A 24,352-nucleotide genomic window follows, 5' to 3' on the forward strand; every position below is an offset into this window, starting at 1 on the left:
TAATGAAGTGTATAGGAGGCACTATTATGAAAATTAATACTCCACTTCAAAATGGATTTTTACCTGATAAGTATACTAAACACGCTGACCCAGATGAAATGTTAGATGGTAATCCAATCATTTCATTCCCGATCAAAATCTCTGATGTCCCAAAAAACGCAAAGTCACTAGTAGTTATCCTACTGGACGACGATTCAATCCCAGTTTGTGGTTTTACTTACATTCATTGGGTGGCTGCCAACATTGATCCAAATATATCTGAAATACCAGAAAATGCTAGCCAAGATCAATCAATTAACATGACTTTGGGGAAAAATAGTTTAGCTGGTGGACTAGTACACGTTACTGATTCAAAATTAAATCAACACTACATTGGTCCTACTCCTCCCGATAAACCACACGATTATCAGTTGCATGTTTACGCCTTGGATCAAAAACTAGATTTAACCAACGGCTTTTGGCTTAATGAACTAAAGAAAAAAATGGCAGGACACGTCCTTGCCAGTGCCGAACAAATTTTACCAGTGAAAAACTAAAACGGAGGCTTTCATAATGCTAAATGGATACAAACACATTTTAGTACCAGTTGATGGATCAAAAGAAGCAGAGGCTGCTTTATACAAGGCGGCAGCGGTAGCACAAAGAAATAAAGGCCGAATTGACGTCTTAAACGTGATTAACACCACTAATTATGGATACAGCCTAGGAGTTGTTGATGGCAGTGTTATCACCCAAATCGTTAATGAAGAACTTAACTATTTAAAGGATTTAGTTAAGAAAGTCAAGGACCAAACTGGCATTGACGATATTCATATCCATGCTCGGTTTGGAAGTCCTAGAGAAGTAATTACTTACGAATTTCCCAAGGACCATCAAACCGATCTAATTATGATGGGAGCGACTGGTAAGGGTCGCTTGTACCGCATGCTTGAGGGTTCAGTTGCCGGATACGTTAACTCACATGCCGCCTGTGATGTGATTATTGTTAGAACCAACATGGAGAATACCCCAATAAAATAGTTAAGACTTATTTAAACAAAATAGCTAAGCCCTTACGCTTGGCTATTTTTTATTGCCTTTTAAAGATCAATTCATTTCAACCATCTAGCTGAATCACGTTAATTGTTATATGATGTTAGATGTTAGTGTACAAATTTAAAATAATTAAAAGGAATGTTTGCAATGCACATCAAAAAAAGAAAACACACCAAATCATTCATTGCCCTCTTTATCATCATCTTGATCGCCATCTTCGCCGGTGGCGGTTATTATTATTGGCATAACCATGGTAGTTTTCTCAGTAAATTAGACGTTAATCAAAGCGATACCGCTACTGTGTTCATTCCCGGACTAGGTGGAAATAACATCACGACTGGTTACATGGTTGACACCCTAAATCGTTACCACCTAGCAACCAAAACCTTACAACTGTATGTGAAAAAGGATGGTACCGTTAAAACCACTAAACAGTTCCATAAGTTTGGTGCTGATAATCCGACCGTTCAAATTGTCTTTCAGGACAATCATCATCCTTATTTTCAATCAACCCAAATGCCAAACGTAATGCGCTATCTGTATAAGAAGTACAACATTCGTTCAGTTAACATGATTGGGCATTCGTCTGGTGGAAACATTATTTACTATTACCTAGCTCATTATCCCAATCTTAAAAACGTTCCAAAGGTTAAAAAGTTCATCTCGCTTGCAACGAACTATGCTCCAAACGATCCCGACGTAAAGAACCTACCAAAAGACCTTCAGATTCTTAATCTAGTTGGGGATATGAACCATTCTGGAACGGATGGCGAAGTTACAATGAAAAGTGAGATCCCAATGAAGAATCTTGTGACTGGCTACGTCAAAAGTTACAAGCTCTACGTATATCACGGAAACAGTTCCCAAGCTCAGCACACAATGCTTCACGAGAACCCATCCATCGTTAAGATCATCGCAGAATACTTCTTCACCGATAAGATGACCCAATAATTGGAGAATTTAATTAATGGCTTTAACCAATAAAAATCATTTATACCAACTCGTGTACGTGCTGAGTTACGTTGTTTTTCTGGCATCATCAGTAATCCTTTTGAACAGTCAATTTAATAACGTATATTCCGCTAAAAGTTTCTTGCAATGGCAAATCGCAGGGGTAATCACGTTAGTTGTCATTGGAATCCAAATCGTACTATTACTTACCAGGAGACATAGCCCTAAACAGTGGACAATTATCATAATAATGGCAGTCATCTTTATCTTGTCATATCTTTTTCATTTAAATGTGATTACCAGTACCCTATTTTTATTGTTCTTATTCATGGCCAACGCTGACTTACTAAATCAAGATGCGTTTGCGACCATCGACCTTGCAACTAAGCTCGTTGTTCTATTCGTGATTTTAGCCTTTTTGATTTTACACGTGTTTCCACCACAAAATGCCATTTCCTTTACAAGAGGCTCATCCACTAGATATGCAATTGGATTCACTCATCCAAACGTCTTAAGTGGTTTCATCTTAAGCATTTTCTGTTCGGCCCTCTTGCTAATACAAAATAGTCGAAAAAAACTGATGTATTTCGTATATGCCTTTATTTTCGTTAGTTACTTAATTATTGCCTACCTGACTGGTTCACGCGGATTTATGGTTGCTGGAGCTATCCTAGTACTCGGATTTGCTTTGAGCTTTGCTCCCAAAATCACTCACCTACTACCAAAAATCACTTGGATCCTGGTTTCATTGACTTTCGTAGTAGGAATCGGCATGGTCGCTTGGGGTTCATCACTGCCATTATTCAACGTGTTGAATCGTGCCCTTTCTGGTCGTCCCGGACAACAGTTAACCGTCATTCAATATTTCTATTCGCCAAAGTTAATTGGGCAAAATATGCCCTTGTTAGGTGCTCGGTCAAACTTGTGGGTCGATAACACGTTCTTGTTCATCTTATTAAGTACCGGTTTCATTGGTTTAATGTTGCTACTGGCATTGTTTCTTGCTAGTGCTTACAAGGCTAAACAGGACGATAACTATTTCCTTTGTGTGATTTTAATTGCCCTTGCTGTTCAAGGCATCATTGAAACCCAACTTACTAATGCTTACATGTTTGCACCGTTTATTTACGCTTTTGCCCGAGTAATCCAGCCGGATCATTTTCATCAGCAGGCAATTGGGAGACACGTTAAAACCACATAATCAAAACCCATCATTAATGATGGGTTTTTAATTGATATTAGTTTCACAAAAATATAACATGAAATAGAAAGAATCAATTAATTTCAAAGGAGGTCATAAATTTGCGTTATCTAGCATTTTTAGGCTCACAAAGTAAGGATGGCTTGACTGCCAAATACCTTGATGCAGTAATCTCAGGTCTTCCAAAGGACGCGCAGGTTGAGACATTATTTCTGCAAGATTATGACATCAAACCAGATAATCTCAAAAACCCAAATCCAACGCTTGACATGATTGAAAAGAAAATGGAAGAAGCGGACGTCTGGATCATTGCATCTCCGACGTATTTTGCTGATTTATCAGGAGTTACCAAAAATCTATTCGATTGCATGCGTCACCGGATGGTTAAAATGAACAGTATTGGTGACACCTTGCCCGGTAAGTTTAAAAACAAACACTACCTTAGTCTGACCACTTGCTTTCTCTCCTCATTTCAAAATTTCTTTACCGGCATTACCGATCAAACCTTTCGGACCATTGATAAGATCATGACCGCAGCCGGTCTAATCAAACTTGGTGAGGTAATCGGAACGCACACCTGGGGAAGTAAGGGAATTCCTGACCCTAAAAAAATTGAACTGTGTAAACGATGGGGACAAAAGATTGCCAACAAGCCACGAAAGGATGATAGTACTTTGAAACGTTATATCGAATTATTTTGTATGATTGCAGTAATGTCACTAGTGACAATGCTAATTGAAGGATTAGTTTTTGGACTGAAATTTAACGGAGAATTTTGGCTCTTCTATGTAGCATTTGTGGTTATTTTCTATGTTCTTCTAGCAATCTTGCTTCACTTCTTTACGTTCTTAAGACATCGTCGTCGTTAAACTTAAAACTAAATAAAAGCGACCAATTGTTAACAATTGGTCGCTTTTTTCTAATCATCGCTTTTTTCAATTTTAATTGTATCGGAAAGATGATGGTCATCCAGTCGGTACAAATTATTGAAGAATTCGACTTCAAATGACGCCGGCTCATCCGGATATTTTTGCTCCGCCAGTTCACCAGCAATGCCAACCATGGCCGTCCCTAGTGCAATTTCATGAACACTTTGATGGTGAGCGGCAACCACACCAATGACACCATCTAAAACATCTCCAGATCCAACGTTGATTGCTAATTCATGACTGCCGTTGTGGACCACATACGTTTCCTCCCCATTCGAAATTACGTCGTCAACTCCTGAAATGACAACCGTGGAATGAAATTGTTTAGCAGCCATTTTAGCAACCTGAACGCGATCACCATTACCGTCAGCAGCATCAATTCCACGACTGCCCCAGTCAATTCCGGCAATAAAGGCAATCTCACCAACGTTGCCACGCAAGACATCAATATTAATTTCACTACTAATCTTCTTAAAAACTTCCGTTCTTAATTCTGAGGCACTCACAGCGACTGGATCAACCACCACCGGCAAACGACGATTATTAGCTGCTTGACCAGCAATTATATCTAATTTAATACTATCATCGTTCATCGTCCCCAGGTTTAGGACCAAACTGTTAGCAATTGCCACCAAGTCATGACCCTCATTTGAAGAGTCACACATAATTGGTGAGCCACCAACATAACTAATTGCATCCGCTACTTTCTGTGGGGTCACCATGTTAGGAATGTCCAAAACAACGGGATTTTCCCTTCTAATTTCTTCTAAAATCGACGTCATACTATCATTTCCTCTCTAGTTTGCTAATTGTCTTTTCAACGTTAGTGCTGTCCATAATTGCTGATATTACCGCAATTCCAGCGTTTGAAACCTGATAAATTGACTGACAGTTACTTGCATTAATTCCACCAATCGCAACTACAGGTAAAGATACTTGTCGTTGTAGTTGAACTAAACCAGAAACGCCAATCGGTGACTCGGCATCCGCTTTACTAGTGGTCGGAAAAATTGGTCCAATTCCTAAATAATCAATGCCAGTGAGAGGTTCACTACGTTTTAACTCTTCTTTGGTACTGATCGACAATCCAACTATCATTTCTGGATTATCATGAATCACCTTTTGCACGCTCTCATCACTTTGACCAACGTGGATCCCGTCCGCATTAATCTGATTAGCCAAATCCACGTCATCGTCCACAATTAGTGGAGTATGATGTTTAGTGGTTAAATGACGAAGTTTCTTTCCCATCTCAATCCTTTTCAAACCCGTAAGTGAACCTACACCCTTTTCACGGTACTGAAAAGCTGTAACACCAGCATCTAAAGCTTGGTCAATGTGATCCAAAAATTCAGTTTCAGAACCAGCAAAATTTTGGGTACCCGCCACCAGGTATATTTGCAGCATTTTTTTATTAAATTGCATATTTATTACTCCCACATTCCGTGATTTAGGGGCCCGTGTCCATGACCAATAATCAACGGTTTTCTGATAATTTTATCCAGATAATCTTTCCCAAAGCGAATGGCAGTTTCAATACTTTCACCACGAGCTAAAGCCGCGACAATTGCTGAAGAAAGCGTGTCCCCCGTACCATGAGTCCGAACCGTATTCACCCGCTTCGTAATCAACCAAAAATCAGATCCATCTTGTAAAAGAACATAGTCCTTTACGATCTTATCGGTATCATGTCCGCCTTTAATCATGACATTTTTAGCACCAGCAATTTGAATTTTTCGCGCTGCCCTTTTGATTGCTTCACCGGAAGTAATGGACTGATTCGTAATCTTTTCCGCTTCAGGTAAGTTTGGTGTTACTAAATCGGCCAATGGGATCAGTTCGTTAATCAAGGTTTTAATGGCGCCGGCTTCAAGTAGCACTGACCCTCCCTTGGCTACCATAACAGGATCAACAACAATTTGGCCCAACTTGTACTTTTTAATGTTATCTGCCACTAAATGAACGTGTTCTTCGTCAAACAAAGCCCCGGTCTTAGTTGCTTTAATATCAAAATCATCGCAAACGGAAGCAAACTGCTCATCAATAATCTTTTTTGGAAGTGGATACGTATCTTGAACACCAAGGGTGTTTTGTGCCGTCACTCCCACTACCACGTTGGTGCTAAACACCTGACAAGCCTGCATCGTTTTAATATCAGCTTCCATCCCTGCTCCACCACCAGAATCAGTCCCAGCAATTGTTAAAGCTTCTGGATATTGATTTATTTCACTACTCATAGTTCCCTCCTAAAAAGTTCTAAGCGTTATACATTTTGTTCCAAAAATCCAATTCATAATGACAACTATTCTGAAAAACTTGATTTGCGACGGCCCTTTCGTTTGGATGAATTTCCGCCTGGAGATCAATAAAAGCAAAAATTTGTTTTACCTCATCTGCATCAGCGTAGAATTTGATCCAGTCACTAAATGGATTATTAATAAGGTTGGTTTTATTTAGTTCAGTAGCAACTACATAGTAAGTCCAAATACACGGTGCGAGCACGCTCAATCCAACTAGAATGGACTTAGTGCTCACGGCTTCACGCATACTTTCAACGTAATCCTTGGTAACGTTGAACATGCGGGTATCTTGAAGCTCATCATCAGTCACTTTTGCAATTTTTAACATGACCTCGTGCGGTGTGCTTTCGTTTTTAATCCCGGCAACGCAACCTGCCAAAAATCTTTTCAAATTCACATCACTTGTTTCAGTCTGAATTTGTTGAAACTGTTTAACGTAACCGTCTAAATACATTTCATCTTGTTGAACGTAGTTAATTAGCGCCTCTTCTGGTACTTTACCGCTTTTAATTCCCCTAACATAATCACAATTCATGATTTGATTCATTATTGTTGTCGCATTACTTATCAATTCATCGGTAAATTTATTTGTCATCAACTACTCACATCTCCTACACAAAAAGGCTCCTCATCATTGATGAGGAGCCTTCAATTATATTCTTAATTAAAGATCGCACGATTCCTTTCGCAGGTATTAACCAGTTCAAGTTCAATGGGTATAGTCTCAGCCACTTGGCACCCCCTCATACAGCTATTCAATTAAACTCATTATATGCTTTAAAATTTGGCATGACAATCCTAATCGACTACTTTAGCACCCAAGACGGTCTTGAAATGATTCATCGCAAACTTCTGACCCAAATCAGAAAAGGTTGCCACCCCACTTTTATGAATAACCAAGTTATAAGCAAGGTTATATCCAGCAATTGCGGTGTGCAAGACACAAATGTCGGTGCAGACACCCACGAGATGGAGAGTCTTAACGTTTCTTTCACGAAGTCTAAGATCCAGATCAGTGCCAGCAAACGCACTGTACCTAGTCTTATCCATTTGCCAAACATTATCTAAATTGTGGTTCTTATCAAACCACTTTCCGACGTTTCCATACAACTGACGACCCCAAGTTCCCCGTACGTTGTGAGTTGGATACAACTTTGTTTCAGGACTATATGGATCATCCTTTTTATGAACATCAGTGGGAAAAATAACAAATTGACCATCATTTTTGAATTTTTCAGCCAAGTCGCTAATTGACTGGTCGAGATCTTGAGCTGGCTTCCCGGCGGTCAAAGATCCCTGATCATCAACAAAGTCATTGGTGTAATCAATAATTAAAAGCGCACTTCTTTCTTTATCAGCCATTTTTAATCTTCTTTCTTAAAAATCTGACGGCTTCTCGGGATATTTAATTTCTTTTTCAGAGCGATCTTGAGCAGCCTTTACGTATACCTTGGCAACGTTGTCAGGCTGCATTTCTTCACTACTACCGGATAGTCCTTGAATGGTAATCAAACCGACGTAAATATTATCATCTTGAACCGCATCATGAAGTGAAAAGGCGTAATCACTTAAGGCTGCTTTAGTGGCTGCCAAAGTGACATTCCCCTTGGTAGGATGAAAGGCAGCTCCACCACCAGTAATCAGAATGTTCCGGTTTTCCTTTTGATCGTCTGAAAGGCCAACAAATTGGCGGGTTGTCGTAATGGCACCAAAAACGTTGGTATTGTACATTTTCTTAATCTGGTCTAATGGTAATGAGAATGGTGTATCTAAAGTCTTATCACCCACGTTATAAACCATGGTTTGAGGAATCCCGTATGCCATTTTAATCTTACTAAACACGTTGGTTACCTGCGCTGGATCGGTAACATCAGCAGCAATAAAATCAGCTTTAATCCCTTCTTGATTCAAATCTTTAACAAACTGCTTTAACTGAGCAGCATCTCTGGCCACCATAATCGGTGTCTTGCCAGCTTCACCAAACTTTTTGGCAATTGAAAAGCCAAATCCTTTTCCAACTCCAAAAATTACTACACTTTCACTCATAAAATTCCCTCCTAAAGTTGATTCAAGAAAATTTTACCACCATTTGAGAAAACAAACCTTTTTAATGTTTTGTTATTTAAGCACAAAAGGAGCCCCACTACCAAAAGTAGTGAGGCTCCTTTGCGACTTAATCTCCGTTAACTAAGTATACCAGTTTTAATAATTTTGTCAGCCCTTACATTTGCTTTCTATAAGTGTTTTGAAAAATACCTGATAAGCAATATATGCGCCCCCCGAGAGTCGAACTCGGATCATGAGGACCGAAATCTCATGTGCTATCCATTACACTAAGGGCGCTTAACAAATACTATGCTATCGATAAACACAGTAAATTGCAAGTAAATTATTCATTTGCGACCTTATTTGCGTTTGCTTCAAGATCTAACTCTAACTTTAGCGAATTATCTTTAAAGTCATCAACTAAACTTTGCCCCTTAGAAACGTATTTTCCAACCGTTCTCCCAGTGATGCTAACAAATTCAATTGTCTTATCATCAACCACTTTTACAGAGTCATAATGGCCCTCTTCCGCCGCATCTAGATAGGCTTGAGATAATTCCCCGATGTTATCAAGGATCAACTCATCCAGTGTAATCGTTTTGCCTTCTTTTTTTAGTTTGTCTAACAAATTTTTAATTTCATCCATTGTCTCTGGAATTTTTTCACTCATTTTAAACACCTCAATTTAAACAAAACCACCGATACGTACTTATCGGTGGTCAGTTAATTATTTTTCTTTTTGAACAAATGTCTTGTTTGGAACTCTGATTAAGATGAACTGGTTAGCATCCTTACCAGCATGCATCCCTAAACCGTTCCAAAAGTTTCCTTTGTATCTTAAGGTAACCACCTTGGCCCATGCATTTTGAAAATGCTCGTCATTTAATTTGATGTTTTTATGCTTCAACTTGTAACTACGGCCAGTGACCTCAGCGTTTCCACGCGTAGTAACTACCTGAGCATTCGTACTTGGCAGTTGATACTTAATGTTCTTTAGCCAGAACGAATATTGCTGGATCGGTCCTCTATTACCTTCAACCTTTACGTAGTAGGAGCCATTCTTATCACTTTGAATAATCAATGGTTCGACTTGGGACGTCGTAATAACGTTTCGATTATTGGTTTTAGTAATATTTCTGAAGAAAGTCGTATAAACCATTAAGGTAAGCAACAACACAAAAACAACAATTTCGCCAATTGATATCAAAAAATTACGCCATTCAAAAGTTTTTTTATCCTCGATAATCATCTTAATTCGTCGTGATCGAATATTTTTAATCATAAAGATCAACACGATTAACACAACTACCCATGCAACTACACCTATAAGATTCCACCATGAATTCATGAAAGTATCCTCCGCTTCATTTTCCTATCTTCCCTATTCTAATTGAAAATTGATTTTTATGCCATCTTTGATATACTAAGTTTAATTAAACATAGGGGTGCCGAGTGGCTGAGATTATACCCGTTGAACCTGACTTGGACAATGCCAGCGCAGGAAATATAAGATTAAGCTTAGATACATCAGCTGGACGTTCTCGCACTCGCGCTTGAAACGTCTTTTTTTATGGAGAATAATCAATGATAACAATTAAAAATCTATCATTTTCATATCCCGAACAGGATAAAATTCTAAATCAGGTCAATTTAAATTTTGAACCAAATAGCATCAATCTCCTGTTTGGTCCCACTGGTAGTGGAAAAACCACCCTCTTAAAACTAATTGATCAATTGTATCCAAAATATAGCAAAGGCCAACTAACCGGAAAGATTGACATGGATGAAAAACCAGCCATGTTATTTCAGGATCCAAACCATCAGTTTGCGATGAAGACCGTCAAAGAAGAACTCATTTTTGCCCTTGGCAACCTTCACGTTGACCCTGTTAAAATGCCCAACCGGATTGACTCTGCTTTAAAGTTTTGTGGTATTAGTGAACTTAAAAATCGGGCCATTACCACCTTGTCGGGTGGCGAAAAGCAAAAGGTTGCCTTAGCCGTGACAGTTGCGATGAAACGTCCCATCCTTTTACTGGACGAACCATTTAGTAACGTTGATGTTGATAGCAAAAAAGACATCATCGAACGTCTAATCCAGTTAAAGAAAAAAAGTAATCGGACCATCATTATCTCCGATCACAACCTTTCTGACTATCTCGACGTGGCTGATCATTTCTTTAACGTCCAAGCTGGCTCCGTTCAAGCGGTTACAGCTGATCAGATTAAAGATGAACTTGCAAACGACCCTAAAGAAGAAATCCACTACAAGATTATGTCAGATAACGATCCCGTGATTAATTTATTAAATTTTTCCATGACGAACGGTAATCAAAATCTGATTGAACCAGAAAACATTGACCTGTATCCCGGAATCACTTACCTAAATGGGAAGAATGGAAGCGGAAAGTCCACCTTCTTTAAGGCGCTGTCCCGCCTCCATTCGTACAACGGGGTCGTCAAAATTATGAATCATAACATTAAAAAATCATCCCTTTCCTCTCTCATGAAGTCCGAAAACCTGATTTTTCAAAATTCAGAAGACCAATTTTTAACCATTACGCTTAAAGACGAACTAACCTTAGCCAAAAAAAATGCCATCACCAAACAATGGACTGATGACCGAATTAACGACCTCTTAAAAGCCCTACATCTTGATAATCTCTTGAATCGGGTTGTTTACTCACTAAGTGGTGGGCAAAAGAAAAAGCTCCAGATCGTGATTATGTTGATTCGGGATGCGCCCATCCTCATGCTTGACGAACCATTCGCTGGTCTTGACCAAAAATCAACCGTCATTATTTCACGGATCCTTGAGAACGAGGCTAAGAACGGGAAAACCATTATTTTTGCTTCCCATCAACGAACCGACCTCGTCGAAAATGCTGATTTCTTTATTGAACTTGCCAATCATCGATTAACTTACAAGGAGGATGTTCATGAATCCTAGTCTAAAATTCGTTCTGGTATTGATCATTGCCCTAGAAGTTTCTTTCACTACCAGTATCGTTGGTAACAGTGTACTAATCGTCTGTGGACTCGCCTATCTCATAGTGAAACACGTAAACTTCAAGCATCTGTTATGGATCCTTCTGATTGCCTTCATTCCTGCGGTTGGGTTACTGATCTCCCAGATTTTATACGCTAAAAGCACGCACGCGGGAATCCTATTATTTACTCGGATCTACGTTTACATCGTCTATGGAGCGGCCTTCACGTTAACCACTAAATTATACGAACTGGTTAATTCGTTAGAGCAAAACCTCCGCCTCCCAAGTAAATTTGTTTATGGGGCAATGGCGGCTTTCAACCTTCTACCAGAAATTCAAACCGAAGTTAACAAGATTAAAACTGCTAGTTTGATGCGGGGAGTTAAATTACACTGGTGGTCACCGACCCTATACTTTAAAGCCATCTTATCAGCAATTCGCTGGTCGGAAAACTTAGCACAAGGAATGGAATCACACGGTTTTGTCGAAGGTCAGCCACGAACTTTTTATCAGACCATTAAAATCACAAAGGTGGACTGGCTCGTCTTTGTTTTTAACGTCATTTTACTTCAAGTAGTTCTGCTTCTGCTCTAGTATTCTTTGTCTCAAATAAATAAATTAATGTATAATAGAGTCAAGTAAGCGAAGTAGAGGAGGAAGCAAAATGAAAATTGGAGAAGAATTTAGTCAGGTAGCAACCGATCTAATTAAATTCCAAGAAAAACATGACATCCCTGACAACCAAATGGCCGTTGACCTACACATGACGGTGGAGAGATTTCATGCCATCAAGAGTATGCAAATTCAGCCTACTCAGGATGAAGTAAAAATAATTAAGCAGTTTATTGTTCATAACAAATAAAAACGATGACTTTTATAAAAGCCATCGTTTTTTTATCCGATTTGTTGCTCAATTAGATATGAGTCAAGGTAGCCAAAAGCAATTTCGTCAATATCTCCGAGATTAATGAGTTGATTATTCACGACGAATAATTTCGCTTTGTCAACGATTTGAACGGTTATCTGACCATGCTCGTACTTCACGGGAAATCCGAGGTAAGATTGGCCGTCACTCATTTTTATTCTAACCACCCGTTGAAATTTGATGGCCATTTGAATCGTGGCTTCAAATAGATTGATCGTCGAATCAAAACTTCGATCATTATTTAACACGGGTTGAACGAAGACCCCATTAGCCGAGTTGATGGACACGAAGTGATTGATTAGCCGCAAATAATCACTTTTAATCACTAATTTATCAATCTCATCAATCTTGATGAGTTCATATCCACCAAACCGTCCCATCATATCAACCAACGAAAACATAACGGAATCAGAATTAACCGCTTTCACCTGACCAATGAAAAACAAATCAGAATGAATCTTTGGTATCATCACAATTCTTCTCCCTGTTTCCATGGCCGAGTACAAGTTGGCTTCAATGGCTAACTGTCCGTCGATGACTTTCGGGGCAATGTGTTTGGCAAATAAAACTGATTTAGAATCCGTTAATAACTTTAACTCGGTTCCAAGAAACTCAACCGAACGAACCAACGGTTTAATGATGGTCTTATGGGTCACATTTTCGTTGTCAAATTTATCAACAACGGAAAGTGAAAATTCAAAGTCCGACAGTGAATTAATGAACCCTTCAACGGAATTGCCGTCTTGAGTTACCACCATCACCGCTTGTTGGTCGACAAATGAATTGCCCAAAATCTGGGTCAATAGATCATTTTTAGAATTAAGTTTCATTACTTCCTGCTTAGTTCCGTTCAGTTTTAATTGACGAGACATTCGGATACGTCCCTCCATCTTGGTGAGGTCCTCACTTTGAAAGTCAATATCATCGATATCTCCGTAAACAACGTAGACCAGTCCGTTAGCAAGCCCGTAATCATCGTATGTGATCAAAATCGCACCAGCAGCATCAAGGGCAACGACCACACCAGTATAGAAGACCGTTGTATTTTGCTGGGTCAAATTTACCAATAAATTGTTATTCATCGAATACTTCAAGTCCTTAACAACTTGATTAACTGAATTATCCAAACAATCACCCGCTTCTCTAATAACATCAGTTTAATCTTATCACATGTATGGATTCGACCAAGTTTAGTGCGCTTATCATAACATAAATTTTGCGTTCTTTTTAAGCTTTCACTTTCTATTTTCATTTATTGGGCGAATGCTTTAAACTAATAGTGAGGTGAAAATATGTCGAAGAAGAAAATAGAACGTAAACAACGCCAAAACATCATCATTGATATGAATGATTTTATCATAAAATATGCCGCTACAATGTTAGGTGAAAACAAAACTAATCTAGCTCAGCAAGTCTATGAAGCCGGTAAAAACGATGTCAAAGGATTAGATAAATTATTTAACGATGCTGGCTACGGACGAAGAGAACAATACGAAGACATTGCTGAAGGATATGTTTGCAACTTCTATCACGTAATGCCTGATCAAACAAAAACTGAGGTTGATCGGCTAACCAAAGAGGCAATGAATTACTTAGGATCTCATGCAAACGAGTTCAATCGTTGGCGTGAAGAATAAAACAACTTCGTTTGAAGTTGTTTTTTTATTGAAAAAAGGAGGTGGAAATAGTGAACAAAGTTGGAATCAGAGATCTCGTTGAATTTTTACTTCGAAGCGGAGATCTAAATAGTAGTCTTAGTAGTCTGAACACGGCTCAAGCTGGCACTAAAATCCACCGGAAAATTCAAAAGAATCGTCCTAGTAATTATGAAAAGGAGTACTACCTAGAAAAAGAAGTCCAGGCTAATCAGACTGATTTTCTGGTTCATGGTCGTGCCGATGGTGTCATCATGAGTGATAAATCAGCCACAATCGAAGAAATCAAAACCTCTGACATTGAGTTTAACGATATTCCAAAAAACAAAATGATTCTTTACTGGGGACAAGTACAGGCTTATGCCTATTTACTAATGACGGAACATCCCTCAATCAAATCAGTCACCATGCGGCTGACGTACGTCCAGACCCCTGAAGAAGAAATTACACAAAAGGAACGTTCCATTACATACGAAGATTCCAAACGTTTCTTTGACAACTTAATTCACGAATTTGGGGAATGGCTTGAACTTAAAGACCAGTTAAATGAAGAAAAAAGAATCACCGCCAAAAAAGTTCAATTTCCCTTCCCAACGTATCGAAGGGGTCAACATGAACTGGCAGCTGCGGTATATAAGACCGTCGCTTCTAACCGCCACCTGTTTGCAGAAGCTCCAACTGGAACTGGTAAAACCATCTCAACCCTCTTTCCTACCATCAAAGCCATGGGAAATGACCTTATCTCCAAGGTGTTTTACTTAACGGCTAAACAAAGTACTCGACGAGTTGCTGAAGACGCCATTAATCTCATGAGTAATCATGGATTACGACTTCGAAGCATTACCCTTACCGCTAAGGACAAGATTACGTTTGATGATGAACGTGACAAATCACCAGAGGATAATCCCTATATGCTGGGCTACTATGATCGCTTAAAACCAGCCCTAAAGGCTATTTTAAAAAATAATCACCAGATCACGCGTGACGTGGTAGAAAAGTACGCAAAAAAATACACACTTGATCCCTTTGAATTCTCGCTTGATATCAGCCTTTTTTGTGACGTTATCATTGGTGACTACAATTACTTATTTGATCCACAGGTCCACCTTCAACGCTTCTTTGAGGTGCAAGACTATCAGAATTTTTACCTGATTGATGAGGCCCATAACCTAGTCGATCGCTCCCGTGACATGTACTCAACCGAAATATCATCTGAACCATTAGAAAAAGTTATCAAGCTTCTATCAAAAAACAAGGAACAAAACGCAAAGGTCTTAACCAAGTTACGATCACTCAAACGTCAATTTAATGCAATTGCCAAACCACTAAAGGAGGATCATCAATCAGAAGTATCAATCGATGATCCACTGGATAAATTTACAAAAGCAGTCACTAACGTAGTCAAGGTCCTCCGGAAATGGATCGCAAAACAAGACGACGGTGATGACCTGGACTTGGTGCTTGATTTTTTCTTTCAGTGTACGGGATACCTCAAAATCAACGAGTACTATGGTCCAAATTACAAAACGAGAATCCTCATCAATGGTAAGAATACGACTGTTCGTCTCTTCTGTATGGATCCAAGTCACAATCTAGCCGAGACCCTTAACCTTGGTGGCGGAGCAGTGTTGTTTTCGGCCACCCTCTCACCGATGAACTACTATGCCAAGGTTCTCGGTGACGAAGACAATAGTTTGAAGTATCAACTGCCCTCCCCGTTTCCAAAAGCAAATCAGAATATCATCATCACTTCTTACATCAATACTACGTTTCAAAAACGTGACCAAAGCATCCCTAAGATTGTTGATACCGTCAACAAAATGATCAGCGGAAAAGCCGGCAACTACCTGATCTTTGTTCCATCGGGGGTGTACCTAGAAAAAATCTACGATGAATTTAACAGGCAACACCCCACGGTTAAAACAATCAAGCAAGAAGCCGGCATGAACGAAGCAGCGCGTTCCAGCTTTATCAATCAATTCAATCAGCCAAACGACCATCCGGTTGTCGGATTTGCCCTTCTTGGTGGCATCTTTTCGGAGGGAATTGACCTGGTTGGTGATAAATTAATTGGGGTTGGGATTGTTGGGGTTGGACTTCCAGGACTTAACCCAGAAACCAACCTGATTCGGGACTACTTTGATGCCGAAAATGGTCACGGATTTGAATATGCTTATCAGCTACCGGGCTTAAACAACGTTTTTCAGGCTGCCGGACGTCTCATCCGTGGTAAGCATGATCAGGGAATCGTTGTATTAATGGATCAAAGATTTACCCAGAAAAGGTACACAAACCTTTATCCTCAACAATGGAAAAATTATCAGATTGCTCACAACCCTGATGAACTCGAGCATGACATCAAACAATTTTGGAATAATATAAAGGAGAAAAACCATGACGAAACTTGAAAGTTACCACCCAATTTTTACCGCTCACCTTGAAATGGATTGGCTGACTACCATGAATCTTGGCGAAATAACCTCACTCTTAAATGGTCGCACAATTGCCAATGTTCGCCTGGATGGTGAGTATAACCCCACTAGAACAGCCGATCTAGTTAATCTTGACATGCGTAAAATCATGAAATCTCAGGCTCTGATTTGGGGAGTGTTGGACAAAAACACTCACACTCTATTCGGAATCTTTGCCATCAGTAATTTAGACAATAACCAACCCCAGTTTTACTTTATCTTTGAGGTCGGAATTGCTCCGGATCTAATTTCCGAATTATTAAATCACATGATCAAGTTTACTTTTCAAGAATTAAAACAGCCAAACATCTCTATTCTATTAAATAATAATCAGCATAATCTTATAGGTATAATAAAAAGATTAGGTTTCTCTCAAGTAGGCCGATCCCCGAAATCCGCTAGATTTCAATTATTTCAGTGATTTCAGTTGAATTGTGTTCCATAAGCTACTAGAATGATTATTGAAATAAAAGAGTAACATTATAATGTATGGGAGTGCATATTTATGAATGAAAAAGAGAAGAAAGAAGCGTATGGGAAAGCCATGGACATTCTTAAAAGTAACAATGTCCGAATTACCCCGCAACGACAAATTATTTTAAAGTACCTTATCGATCACAATAACCATCCTTCAGTTGAGACCATCTTCCATTTTTTGGAAGAAACCTTTCCCAACCTAAGTATGGCAACTGTTTACAATAACTTACGTTTATTTAAAAAGCTTAGAATCGTGATTGAATTGCCAAATCCAGATGGTGGATATCGCTATGACTTTTACAGTCATCCCCATTTTCACGCCATTTGTGATACCTGTGGAAAAATTATTGATATTGATGATCCAAAGTTCAAGCAAATTGATAAAGACTTACAGGACGCAACCAAACAGGTTGGATTTGATCCATCAGTTTCAAACGTTGAAGTTCATGGAATTTGTAAAGAATGTCAAGCAAAGGAAAAGGACCAACAGAGTCAAAACAAGAGCAACAACCAAAAAGTTGTTGAAATATCTAAAACTTCATCAAAGGACTAATTAAAAAACTAATTTTATTTCAAAAATCGATCACCATGACATTTGTTCATGGTGCTTTTTTTATGCCTAATTTCTCTTTCGTGTTTACTATGTCAAGTTATTGCGGTAAAATAGTAGTTGAGCTAGATTATAATCATTATAAACTGGAGGAGTCAGTTATGTCAAAAATGAAAACATCACTTGCCCAGAAAATCAACGTTTTGCGGGCTAGTGTTATGGGTGCCAATGATGGGATCCTATCGGTTGCTGGAATTGTCCTCGGGGTCGCTGGTGCATCAACTAGTAATTGGGCAATTCTAATTTCAGGTTTAGCGGGAATGCTTGCCGGAACGGTATCCATGACGATGGGAGAATACGTCTCGGTTAACACCCAGAAAGATTCACAACGTCAGGCAATTGATCTTGTTAAACAAGGCCTTAAAAATCATTATGATGACGAGTTTAACTACGTTAAAAATAAGTACCTTAAAACCGGAATGGCAAACGCCCTGGCTGAAAGAGCAACTTCCGAAATGATGCAAAAGGATCCCCTCACTACCGTGGTTCGTGAAAAATATTCATTTGATCGAAATGATTTCACTAATCCATATGCCGCTGCCATCGCATCAATGATCTCGTTTCCAACTGGATCAATTCTTCCCCTGGTAACTATTTTCGTTGCACCAGCGCAATATCGCGTGCTTGGGACCTACATTGCCATCGTCTTGGCACTTTCAATCACCGGATACGTTGCTGCCATCCTTGGAAACGCTAACCGGACTAAGTCACTAATACGAAACGTCATTTCGGGGTTAGTAACCATGACCGTTGCCTATCTTGTTGGTCGTTTAGTCGGATTAGCATTTTAGGAGGTAAGCAGATGCGTCTTCATTTAAAGAAACAACTAAAAGATAATAACGACAATACCATGGATGAGAAATTGAACAATCTCCGTGCCGGCGTTCTCGGATCAAATGACGGAATTCTCACCGTCGTTGGAGTCCTTTTTTCAGTTGCCGTAGCTACTACGAATCCCCTCACCATTTTCATTGCCGGACTATCGGATCTGCTTGCCTGTGCCTTTTCAATGGCAGGAGGAGAATATGCTTCAGTAAGTTCACAACGTGACACTGAGGAAGCGGCCGTTAAAACCGAAAGCAAGCTTTTAAAAACCAATTTCGATGATGAAATGGCAAGTGTCGTTCAATTTTACATGAGCCGTGGGGTTAGTAAAGAAACGGCAACTGAAATTGCAAGGGATCTATTATCAAAAAAACCGCTTGAAACGGTAGTGAGCGTCAAATATGACCTTCAGTTAGGGAAATATCTAAGTCCGTGGAGTGCCGCTTTCTCGTCGCTGTGTTCTGCTGCACTTGGTGGAATTCTCCCACTACTTGCCATGACGCTGCTTCCCGTCGGACTTCAGTGGCCTGGAACTATCATCGCTGTCATCATTGCTGTAGCTATCACCGGATTCTTAAGTGCCGAACTTGGGAATGGTCTGGTGAAGATTGCGGTAATTAGAAACGTCATCGTGGGAATCATTACCATGATCATTCACTATGGGATCGGACAATTCTTCTAACACATTTCTCATCTTTTAACATTAATTTTAAAATAAAATTACATTACGAGAACCTACATCAGAGTAAGGACATAGAACCCGTAAAAACCGGTGTGCCGCGCTTTATAAATGGTAGAAAAGTTGACATATACGGTTGTACTTGTTAAGTTGGTTAATGTAGATATTTTTACTTTAATTGTCAGTGTTAATCGAAAGGAGGAGTTCTGTGGCTCAAAATAATAATGAAAAAATCAAAGTTGATCACATCACTAAAATCTTTGGTCCTCATATTAAAAAAGCACAAGAACTTTTATCTAAGGGAGAAGATAAGGCTCAAATTCTTGAAGAAACTGGTAGTACAGTTGGAGTTGATAATGCTAACTTCTCAATTAAAAACAACGAAATTTTCGTTATCATGGGACTATCTGGTTCGGGTAAGTCAACCATGTTAAGAATGTTTAATCGCTTGATTGACCCTACTTCTGGATCCATCTACTTAGATGGAGAAGACATCATGAAGTTTGATAAGAAACAATTACTTAACCTTCGTCGTAAAAAAATGAGTATGGTATTTCAAGGTTTTGGCTTACTTCCTAACCGTACCATCCTTGAAAATGCTGCTTTTGGACTTGAAGTTCAAGACGTTGACAAAGAAGAACGTGAAAAAAAGGCCCACGAATCACTAGAGATGGTGGGTCTTCACGGATACGACGATAGTTATCCAACTGAACTATCTGGTGGAATGCAACAACGAGTTGGTTTAGCACGTGCCATCACTAATGATCCTGATATTCTTTTGATGGACGAAGCTTTCTCAGCTCTTGACCCATTGAATCGGCGGGAAATGCAGAATGAATTATTGGAACTACAACGGAAGTTGCATAAAACCATTATCTTTATCAGTCATGACCTAAATGAAGCACTAAGAGTTGGTGATCGGATCATGATGATGCACGATGGCGACGTCATTCAAGTTGATACACCAGAAGACTTACTTGATCATCCTAAAAATGATTACGTTAAGAAATTCATCGAAAACGTTGATCGTTCTAAGATTCTTACCGCATACAACGTCATGGTTAAGCCAAATACCGTTAATATCGAAAAAGACGGTCCTAAGTTAGCCCTTCGTCGGATGAAGGAAGACCAAATCTCAAGTATCTTTGTTGTTGATTCACAAGACCACTTCGTTGGAATTGTCGACGCTGATGACGTCAACGAAATGATTGATAAACACGAAAAAGATCTTCACATCGCATTAAAAACAAATGTTCCAACTACTGCTCCAAGTACACCAATCGGTGACTTGTTCAATGCCATCTCTAAATCACCAATCCCATACGCGGTGGTTGATGACGAAAAACATCTGAAGGGTATTATTTTAAGAAGTGCCGTTCTTGATGCCATGGCTACGAAGAAAGGAGGAGATAACTAATGAATAGTTTGTTATCTATCGCTAGCATTGGTGCAATTCCCATTGCCAAGTGGGTCAATGACTTTTTTGCTTGGTTAACTGGATTTGCTGGTTTCTTTAATGCAATTACGCTTTTCTTAAATACCGTTATGAACGGAATCCAATGGGTTTTTGACATTATCCCAATTTGGTTGTTTATTGTCATTATCCTACTTGGAACATGGTTCTTATTTCGCAAAACAAAGCACTGGGGCTTCATGCTCTTTGAACTTCTTGGCTTCCTTTTAATCTGGAACCAAGGATACTGGCGTGACATGACTCAAACTTTGGACTTGGTTCTGACAACCTGTCTTTTAATCGTCATCATTGGAGTTCCACTTGGAACCTGGATGGCTAAAAGTAAAATTGTGGAAACTATTGTGAGTCCAATCATGTCATTTCTTCAAACCATGCCAGCTTTCGTTTACTTGATCCCTGCCGTTGCTTTATTCGGAATCGGTCAAGTTCCTGGTGTATTTGCTTCCGTAATCTTCTCAATTCCACCAATCGTCAACATGACCAACCTTGGAATTAGACAAGTCCCAAGTGAATACCTTGAAGTATCGGAATCATTTGGTTGTACCGCATGGCAAAAACTCTTCAAAGTTCAGTTCCCACTAGCAAAACCAACCGTTATGTCAGGGATTAACCAGGGAATCATGCTTGCCCTCTCAATGGTAGTTATTGCTTCAATGATCGGTACAATGGGGCTTGGAGAAGCCGTTTACTTTGCCGTTGGTAGAAATGATGTTGGTACTGGTTTTGCAGCGGGTATCGCAATCGTTATTCTTGCCATTGTTCTTGATAAAATCAGTAAAGGCCTTGGTGGTGCCAATAAAGCTGATGCAAGAGCAAATAAATAATGAATAAAAAATTTACAAAATGGATTCTAGGAATCACTTCCGCGTTACTTTTAGCGGTAACTCTAACCGCATGTAGTGTAAATCCACCAAAGTACAATCCCAACGCTAAAGTTGGACCACAAGTTAACTACACAATAACTGGAATTGATTCCGGAGCCGGAATCATGTCATCAACCACCAAGGCGTTAAACACCTATGGACTTAAGAGGGAAAAATGGCAACTTCAGGCTAGTTCTACTGCTGCCATGCTTTCATCTCTTGATAAAGCGCTCAAGTACAAACAACCAATCGTAATTACTGGTTGGACCCCGCACTGGATGTTTCAAAAGTATCCTATCAAGTTCTTAAAAGATCCAAAGAACGCCTATGGTAAGGGTGAACACATTCAAACTATCATCCACAAGGGATTTGAAAAGAAAAATCCTGGGGCAACGAAACTTCTCAGACAATTCCACTGGAACGACGAATTAATGAGTGAAGTCATGTTTAAGATTGATAAGGGTGAAAATGCTGAAAAAGCATCAAAAGAATTCATCAATAAACACCCCGAACTAGTTAAACAGTGGCTTAACGGTGTTCCTGAGGGACACGGTCAACCCGTTAAACTGGTCCTCGTTTCCTGGGACTCTGAATTGTCATCATCCAACGTGGTTGCTCAAATGCTACGGATGAAGGGTTATAAACCAACCCTTTCAGCAATGGAAGCTCAACCAATGTGGACGGCCCTTTCAACTGGATCGGCCGATGCTTCAACTGCTGGTTGGTTGCCAACAACGATGGCACCGATGTACAAGAAGTACAAAAACAACGTTGAAATCGTTGGTACCAGTATTGACAAGGCTAAAGTTGGCTTAGCTGTGCCGAAGTACATGAAGAACGTTAACTCAATTGAAGACCTAAAAAAATAAATAATCGAAAAAAATGAGTCTCATGAACAACATTCATGAGACTTTTTTGATACCATTTAATTATGAGAAAAAATTCGAAAGGACAATGACTATGACTAACAAAGAATTTCCAATTGATAAGTCAGAACTAAAAACCGACTTCTATGACGCCATTAATGGAGCATGGATTAAACAAGCAACCATCCCGTCTGATCACTCTTCAACCGGTGGTTTCATGGATCTAGTTGATGATATCGACAAGACCTTAATGAAGGATTCAGCGGACCTATCAAGTGGAAAGTTACCTGCTAAAACCCCCGAACTCGAAGAATACAAAAAGTTCTATAACATGACTAATAACTTCAAAAAGCGTGATGAAGATGGCGTTAAGCCTTTAAAGCCAGTCCTTGACCGAATCAGTAATCTGGAAAATTACAATGATTTAAACGATCAGCTCCCCGATTGGATCCTTTCTGGACTCCCAACCCCATTTTCATTGGGACTTGATCCTGACATGAAGAATGCGAAAGTGAACGCCCTCTTTGCGAGTGGACCTTCCCTTTTTATGCCAGATAAAACTTACTACGAAAAAGATAATGAAGCGGCCAAAACCTTAATGCCAATCTTCATTCAAATGACCACCAAGTTATTTGAAATGGCTGGATATAGTGAGAACGACAGTCAAAAGATCGTTGAAAATGCGGTTGAATTTGATCGCTTAATCGCCCCAAACGTCAAGTCAGCTGAAGAAGCTGCTGACTACAGTAAAATGTACAACCCAGAAAGTACCGACGAATTAGCTCGGTCAACCAATGCCTTGAACCTAAAGGAAGCCATTAACCAATTAGTGGGTACCCTTCCTGAAAAGATCATCGTCACCGAACCCCAATTCTTTAGTAATCTTTCCGAACTTTTAACTTCATCTCACTTCCAGCTTATGAAGGACTGGATGCTTGTGAAGACACTTAATGGGTACAGTGGCGCTCTCTCAGACGAATTCCGGGTTGTTGGTGGGACCTATAGTAGATCGCTCTCAGGCAAGAAGGAAGCCACTAATAAAAAGAAGGCCGCCTACTACCTTGCATCAGGAACTTTTGATCAAGTGGTTGGTGACTACTACGGTAAAAAACACTTTGGTGAAAAAGCCAAAGCTGACGTTCATCAAATGGTTGATAGTATGATCGACGTATATAAAAACCGACTTTCAAACAACCAATGGTTAAGCGACGACACTAAGAAGATGGCAACTAAAAAGCTTTCTACCCTTGGAGTTCAAGTCGGATATCCTGATGAACTAGATCCGCTTTACAAGAAATTTCACGTTACCGAGGAAAAAGATGGTGGCACGGTTTTAAGTAACCTACTTAACTTTGAAAAAATTGCCAACCAAGACGAATTCTCAAAGTGGAACAAACCAGTGGAAAGAGAACGTTGGGAAATGAGTGCCAACACCGTGAATGCTTACTATCATCCCTTTAAAAACATCATTGTCTTCCCGGCCGCCATTCTACAAGCACCATTTTACAGTTTAGATCAACCCGAAAGCGCTAATTATGGCGGAATCGGAGCGGTTATGGCTCATGAAATTTCACACGCCTTTGACAATAATGGCTCTTTATTCGACCAGTATGGTAACCTGAATAATTGGTGGACCAAGTCCGATCACGAACACTTCTCCAAGTTAGCCCAGAAAATGATTGACGAATTCAACGGCATTCCATTTGCGGGTGGTAAAGTTAACGGTAACCTGACCGTCTCAGAGAATATCGCTGATGCGGGTGGTCTTAGCTGTGCTGAAGAAGCCGCTAAAAATGGTGATGACACTGACTTATACCAGTTCTTTACCAACTGGGGTCGGATTTGGCGAATGAAAGCCACCTCAGAATACCAGAATCTATTACTATCAATTGACGTGCATGCACCTGCTCCACTTCGAGCATCTGTTCAAGTTAAGAATCTTGATGACTTTTACACAACTTTTGACGTAACCGCCAAAGATCAGATGTACTTAAAACCTGATAAACGAGTTCAAATCTGGTAGGATGTAAGTGAAAAATAGAACAGATGGGAGTGC

Annotated in this window: 27 protein-coding genes, 1 tRNA gene and 2 riboswitches; of the genes, 18 read left to right on the forward strand and 10 right to left on the reverse strand. The window is 39.6% G+C overall.

From position 1 onward, the window contains the following. Positions 1 to 26 precede the first annotated feature (26 nt). From AC6UD1_RS02610 to AC6UD1_RS02630, 5 genes are all read left to right on the forward strand, one after another. A complete protein-coding gene (locus AC6UD1_RS02610; protein ID WP_500700824.1) occupies positions 27 to 536 on the forward strand; it encodes a YbhB/YbcL family Raf kinase inhibitor-like protein in 510 nt (169 codons plus the stop codon). 16 nt (positions 537 to 552) lie between these two features. Further along, positions 553 to 1,020 (forward strand): universal stress protein, encoded by a 468-nt coding sequence (locus AC6UD1_RS02615; RefSeq protein ID WP_500693489.1) that lies wholly within the window; start codon positions 553 to 555, stop codon positions 1,018 to 1,020. A gap of 162 nt (positions 1,021 to 1,182) precedes the next feature. Continuing rightward, positions 1,183 to 1,986, forward strand: a complete 804-nt coding sequence (locus AC6UD1_RS02620; protein WP_500707222.1) for an alpha/beta fold hydrolase — start codon at positions 1,183 to 1,185, stop codon at positions 1,984 to 1,986. Between the two features lie 16 nt (positions 1,987 to 2,002). Next, on the forward strand, positions 2,003 to 3,187 hold the full coding sequence (locus AC6UD1_RS02625; RefSeq protein WP_500707223.1) for an O-antigen ligase family protein: 1,185 nt from the start codon (positions 2,003 to 2,005) through the stop codon (positions 3,185 to 3,187). 101 nt (positions 3,188 to 3,288) lie between these two features. Beyond that, on the forward strand, positions 3,289 to 4,056 hold the full coding sequence (locus tag AC6UD1_RS02630; RefSeq protein ID WP_500707224.1) for a flavodoxin family protein: 768 nt from the start codon (positions 3,289 to 3,291) through the stop codon (positions 4,054 to 4,056). A gap of 50 nt (positions 4,057 to 4,106) precedes the next feature. Here AC6UD1_RS02630 and thiM read toward each other — a convergent pair whose 3' ends face one another. The 9 genes from thiM to AC6UD1_RS02675 all read right to left on the reverse strand — a co-directional run bounded on the left by thiM (position 4,107) and on the right by AC6UD1_RS02675 (position 9,810). Continuing rightward, a complete protein-coding gene (gene thiM, locus AC6UD1_RS02635; protein WP_500693485.1) occupies positions 4,107 to 4,898 on the reverse strand; it encodes a hydroxyethylthiazole kinase in 792 nt (263 codons plus the stop codon). Positions 4,899 to 4,902: 4 nt separating this feature from the next. Then, entirely contained in the window at positions 4,903 to 5,541 is a 639-nt protein-coding gene (gene thiE / locus AC6UD1_RS02640) for a thiamine phosphate synthase (RefSeq protein ID WP_500693484.1), read from the reverse strand. A 5-nt stretch (positions 5,542 to 5,546) separates the two neighbouring features. After that, positions 5,547 to 6,353, reverse strand: a complete 807-nt coding sequence (gene thiD, locus AC6UD1_RS02645; protein WP_500707225.1) for a bifunctional hydroxymethylpyrimidine kinase/phosphomethylpyrimidine kinase — start codon at positions 6,351 to 6,353, stop codon at positions 5,547 to 5,549. Between the two features lie 19 nt (positions 6,354 to 6,372). After that, positions 6,373 to 7,011 (reverse strand): TenA family protein, encoded by a 639-nt coding sequence (locus tag AC6UD1_RS02650; RefSeq protein WP_500707226.1) that lies wholly within the window; start codon positions 7,009 to 7,011, stop codon positions 6,373 to 6,375. A gap of 67 nt (positions 7,012 to 7,078) precedes the next feature. Next, positions 7,079 to 7,169: riboswitch (TPP riboswitch) on the reverse strand. Positions 7,170 to 7,214: 45 nt separating this feature from the next. Continuing rightward, positions 7,215 to 7,778, reverse strand: coding sequence for a cysteine hydrolase family protein (locus AC6UD1_RS02655; RefSeq protein WP_500707228.1), 564 nt, complete (start codon positions 7,776 to 7,778; stop codon positions 7,215 to 7,217). Positions 7,779 to 7,793: 15 nt separating this feature from the next. Continuing rightward, positions 7,794 to 8,462, reverse strand: coding sequence for an SDR family NAD(P)-dependent oxidoreductase (locus AC6UD1_RS02660; protein ID WP_500695276.1), 669 nt, complete (start codon positions 8,460 to 8,462; stop codon positions 7,794 to 7,796). 225 nt (positions 8,463 to 8,687) lie between these two features. Beyond that, a tRNA-Arg gene (locus AC6UD1_RS02665) sits at positions 8,688 to 8,759 on the reverse strand. 46 nt (positions 8,760 to 8,805) lie between these two features. Beyond that, positions 8,806 to 9,132, reverse strand: a complete 327-nt coding sequence (locus tag AC6UD1_RS02670; RefSeq protein WP_500707229.1) for a hypothetical protein — start codon at positions 9,130 to 9,132, stop codon at positions 8,806 to 8,808. 57 nt (positions 9,133 to 9,189) lie between these two features. Continuing rightward, positions 9,190 to 9,810 (reverse strand): LVIS_2131 family protein, encoded by a 621-nt coding sequence (locus tag AC6UD1_RS02675; RefSeq protein ID WP_500707230.1) that lies wholly within the window; start codon positions 9,808 to 9,810, stop codon positions 9,190 to 9,192. Between the two features lie 83 nt (positions 9,811 to 9,893). Then, a riboswitch (TPP riboswitch) is annotated at positions 9,894 to 9,983 on the forward strand. Between the two features lie 63 nt (positions 9,984 to 10,046). On the opposite strand from AC6UD1_RS02675, the gene AC6UD1_RS02680 reads away from it, so the two are divergent. From AC6UD1_RS02680 to AC6UD1_RS02690, 3 genes are all read left to right on the forward strand, one after another. Next, on the forward strand, positions 10,047 to 11,411 hold the full coding sequence (locus tag AC6UD1_RS02680) for an ATP-binding cassette domain-containing protein (RefSeq protein WP_500707232.1): 1,365 nt from the start codon (positions 10,047 to 10,049) through the stop codon (positions 11,409 to 11,411). Then, positions 11,401 to 12,045 (forward strand): energy-coupling factor transporter transmembrane component T family protein, encoded by a 645-nt coding sequence (locus AC6UD1_RS02685; RefSeq protein WP_500693477.1) that lies wholly within the window; start codon positions 11,401 to 11,403, stop codon positions 12,043 to 12,045. Before AC6UD1_RS02680 ends, AC6UD1_RS02685 begins: the two co-directional genes overlap by 11 nt. A 70-nt stretch (positions 12,046 to 12,115) precedes the next feature. Further along, on the forward strand, positions 12,116 to 12,313 hold the full coding sequence (locus AC6UD1_RS02690; RefSeq protein WP_500693476.1) for an LBP_cg2779 family protein: 198 nt from the start codon (positions 12,116 to 12,118) through the stop codon (positions 12,311 to 12,313). Between the two features lie 32 nt (positions 12,314 to 12,345). Here AC6UD1_RS02690 and AC6UD1_RS02695 read toward each other — a convergent pair whose 3' ends face one another. After that, positions 12,346 to 13,503 (reverse strand): hypothetical protein, encoded by a 1,158-nt coding sequence (locus tag AC6UD1_RS02695; protein WP_500707234.1) that lies wholly within the window; start codon positions 13,501 to 13,503, stop codon positions 12,346 to 12,348. Positions 13,504 to 13,668: 165 nt separating this feature from the next. Between AC6UD1_RS02695 and AC6UD1_RS02700 the strand changes: the two genes are divergently transcribed. The 10 genes from AC6UD1_RS02700 to AC6UD1_RS02745 all read left to right on the forward strand — a co-directional run bounded on the left by AC6UD1_RS02700 (position 13,669) and on the right by AC6UD1_RS02745 (position 24,319). After that, complete coding sequence (locus tag AC6UD1_RS02700) at positions 13,669 to 14,013, forward strand: hypothetical protein (protein WP_500693474.1); 345 nt, start codon at positions 13,669 to 13,671, stop codon at positions 14,011 to 14,013. A 47-nt stretch (positions 14,014 to 14,060) separates the two neighbouring features. Continuing rightward, positions 14,061 to 16,439, forward strand: a complete 2,379-nt coding sequence (locus AC6UD1_RS02705; RefSeq protein WP_500707299.1) for a helicase C-terminal domain-containing protein — start codon at positions 14,061 to 14,063, stop codon at positions 16,437 to 16,439. Beyond that, positions 16,426 to 16,923, forward strand: coding sequence for a GNAT family N-acetyltransferase (locus AC6UD1_RS02710; RefSeq protein WP_500707236.1), 498 nt, complete (start codon positions 16,426 to 16,428; stop codon positions 16,921 to 16,923). The genes AC6UD1_RS02705 and AC6UD1_RS02710 overlap by 14 nt, the downstream gene beginning before the upstream one ends. Before the next feature lie 84 nt (positions 16,924 to 17,007). Then, positions 17,008 to 17,532 carry a Fur family transcriptional regulator gene (locus AC6UD1_RS02715; RefSeq protein WP_500707238.1) on the forward strand — a complete coding sequence of 175 codons (525 nt, stop codon included), beginning with the start codon at positions 17,008 to 17,010 and terminating at the stop codon, positions 17,530 to 17,532. 158 nt (positions 17,533 to 17,690) lie between these two features. Continuing rightward, the gene (locus tag AC6UD1_RS02720; protein WP_500696489.1) at positions 17,691 to 18,380 is read left to right on the forward strand and encodes a VIT1/CCC1 transporter family protein; all 690 of its coding nucleotides are present in this window, start codon (positions 17,691 to 17,693) and stop codon (positions 18,378 to 18,380) included. 11 nt (positions 18,381 to 18,391) lie between these two features. After that, positions 18,392 to 19,096 carry a VIT1/CCC1 transporter family protein gene (locus AC6UD1_RS02725; protein WP_500707240.1) on the forward strand — a complete coding sequence of 235 codons (705 nt, stop codon included), beginning with the start codon at positions 18,392 to 18,394 and terminating at the stop codon, positions 19,094 to 19,096. A 205-nt stretch (positions 19,097 to 19,301) separates the two neighbouring features. After that, complete coding sequence (locus AC6UD1_RS02730; RefSeq protein WP_500696488.1) at positions 19,302 to 20,510, forward strand: quaternary amine ABC transporter ATP-binding protein; 1,209 nt, start codon at positions 19,302 to 19,304, stop codon at positions 20,508 to 20,510. Next, on the forward strand, positions 20,510 to 21,391 hold the full coding sequence (locus tag AC6UD1_RS02735) for an ABC transporter permease (RefSeq protein ID WP_500693468.1): 882 nt from the start codon (positions 20,510 to 20,512) through the stop codon (positions 21,389 to 21,391). Before AC6UD1_RS02730 ends, AC6UD1_RS02735 begins: the two co-directional genes overlap by 1 nt. Further along, complete coding sequence (locus AC6UD1_RS02740) at positions 21,391 to 22,299, forward strand: glycine betaine ABC transporter substrate-binding protein (RefSeq protein ID WP_500707242.1); 909 nt, start codon at positions 21,391 to 21,393, stop codon at positions 22,297 to 22,299. Before AC6UD1_RS02735 ends, AC6UD1_RS02740 begins: the two co-directional genes overlap by 1 nt. Positions 22,300 to 22,390: 91 nt before the next feature. Continuing rightward, a complete protein-coding gene (locus AC6UD1_RS02745; protein WP_500707244.1) occupies positions 22,391 to 24,319 on the forward strand; it encodes a M13 family metallopeptidase in 1,929 nt (642 codons plus the stop codon). Positions 24,320 to 24,352: the final 33 nt, after the last annotated feature.

It is taken from the genome of Fructilactobacillus sp. X8R1C1 (genome assembly GCF_059900945.1).